The organism is Flectobacillus sp., assembly GCF_049240685.1.
Classification (GTDB): Bacteria; Bacteroidota; Bacteroidia; order Cytophagales; family Spirosomataceae; genus Flectobacillus.
The window spans coordinates 1-1,933 of the sequence record NZ_JBMLSD010000287.1; the positions used below are offsets into that span (position 1 = coordinate 1).

General features: G+C 38.0%; 3 protein-coding genes. All 3 read right to left on the reverse strand.

Translation table 11 applies throughout. The annotated features are described in order from the left end of the window. A partial coding sequence (locus ACOVQ4_RS13110; RefSeq protein ID WP_421821085.1) for a phage portal protein family protein occupies window positions 1-671 on the reverse strand: 671 nt, incomplete at its 3' end. 1 nt (window position 672) lies between these two features. Continuing rightward, complete coding sequence (locus tag ACOVQ4_RS13115) at window positions 673-1,086, reverse strand: hypothetical protein (protein WP_421821086.1); 414 nt, start codon at window positions 1,084-1,086, stop codon at window positions 673-675. Further along, on the reverse strand, window positions 1,086-1,933 hold an 848-nt coding region (gene terL, locus ACOVQ4_RS13120; protein WP_421821087.1), incomplete at its 5' end, for a phage terminase large subunit. The genes ACOVQ4_RS13115 and terL, both read right to left, overlap by 1 nt.

Here is a 1,933-nt window from a genome sequence, read left to right on the forward strand (position 1 = left end):
ACTAAAGGAGGAATTGAAAAGCCTTCTGTATGTTCTGCCCAACAGCTTTGCCCAAATCTTTTCATGATTTCATGTGGTACAGCTTTGTTGAGCAATCCGAGTCCATTGCCTTTGTATTCGAGCCACCAAGTTCCATACTCGGGTTGTTCTCGGTAGGATAGCCCTTTATCATCATAATAGTTTGAATAGAAAATGCCAGATACAGGATTGATATTAGTACGAGGTACTAAAGACCCTTCTAAGCCATTATCAGTATAGTTTAATTGTACTAATGAATTTGGGTACAATAATGACTCAAGCCCTTTTTGGCTAAGGAATTGGAATAGTTGATGATTTTTAAGCAAGTTTGTTTGCTCTTCATCTACATTGCCAGAGGCATCTTTTAGTACAAAAGAGGCTGATAATGATTGATTGAATCTATTCTCAATTTGAGAACTGATAAAAGCATCGTTCATCGTTTTATCCAAAACCATAATCAATTCATGGTATCTTGGATTAGTTGTATTAAGGGCTAAAGTTTCAGCTCTTTTCCATTTGTTTACGTCCACCACATAAGGAGGAGTTGGGCGGTTTTCCCATTCTAATGATTTTTTCTTTTTGGTTGTTTGTGCTGCTAAATCTACTGATTTACCAAAACCAAAAAGGTTTTTTGCGCTTTGAAATAAGTTCATATCAGTGAAAGAAGTTTTGCTTTGGTTGTGAGCCAGAAATCCAAGGCTGAGGGTCAGAGTTATCTTGAGCCAGTGGCCAGTCTGGAATAATGGAAGTTTTTTGAATACTTTTGAGGTTAGCAATGGCATCATCATAGCGCTGTTTTGCCAATTCAAGGTCAGCTTGGACATTGCATACAGAAATGAAATTCCATTTTGCAATGTCTTTTACATACAAAATCAATTCTTCGTATTTCTCTTTGTCCTCGCCTGAAGCGCCAAAGATTGCATTGGTATCATAAGCAGATAGGTGCCTAGCAACTATCCGTTGAGCTGTGCGTAATGCAGTGTCTACCTTAGCATCATCATTACGACTAATGACTACTTGTGCTTCCTCGTACAAGTGAGTCTGAAATTCTTCTTTAGAAACAAACATTAGTATCGCTGATTAGTACGAGTACTTACATAGTACTCAGATTTGTTTTGATGCGTTTTTTTATTGAGATAAGCAAAGTTTGACTGTAGCGCATCAGGTGCATCATCATGAGCCTGACTACCTTTTTCAAAGGCAAGAAGCTGGTCAATCATTGTAGTTTGGTCAGAGCCTTTATCTTTATTGGAAAACTTAACAAGGTGTTTTTCAAAAAAACCAGCCATACTTTCGATACGGTCGTATTTGTCAGCTTTTGATTTCTTATCAGCTTTGACAGGGATAATATAACCTCGAAGTTCTCCTTCGCTGTCAAAGTCATTGACAAACTCATCCATTGCAAAAAGCCCTTCTATCAAATATCGAATATTGTATAGAGATAGCTTTTTGGCTTCATAGAGATCATATAACCATTTTGCCGCATCAGCTCGTGATTTTTGCCTTACGTATGAATGCAAAACATGAAATTCTTTGCCAGTTTTTCCACATAATACCAGAGCCTTGTAGTCAGCGTTAGCTTTGTAAGATAAGTCACCATACAGACAGAGCGCATCATATTTTTTGTATGGCAAAGGGTCACAGTACAAAATATCCTCATGCTTAAATACAGCACCATCCTGCACATGTACGTGCATATATTCACGCATGAAGGAGCGGTAAGGCGTGTCACTAAACTTTTCCCTCCAATAGTCTGCTGAAGTTTTTTCTGGCCATTCTGGCTCAAAGCTTGAAAGGCTTTTTACAGCACAAACTTTCAGGATTTCAAACTTTGTGCGTTTCTTTTTGGAGGTATTGCTTTTTTTGACCTCCATGAAGTAATTGTGCAGTCGGTTTGTGATTGAGTTTTTGTGAA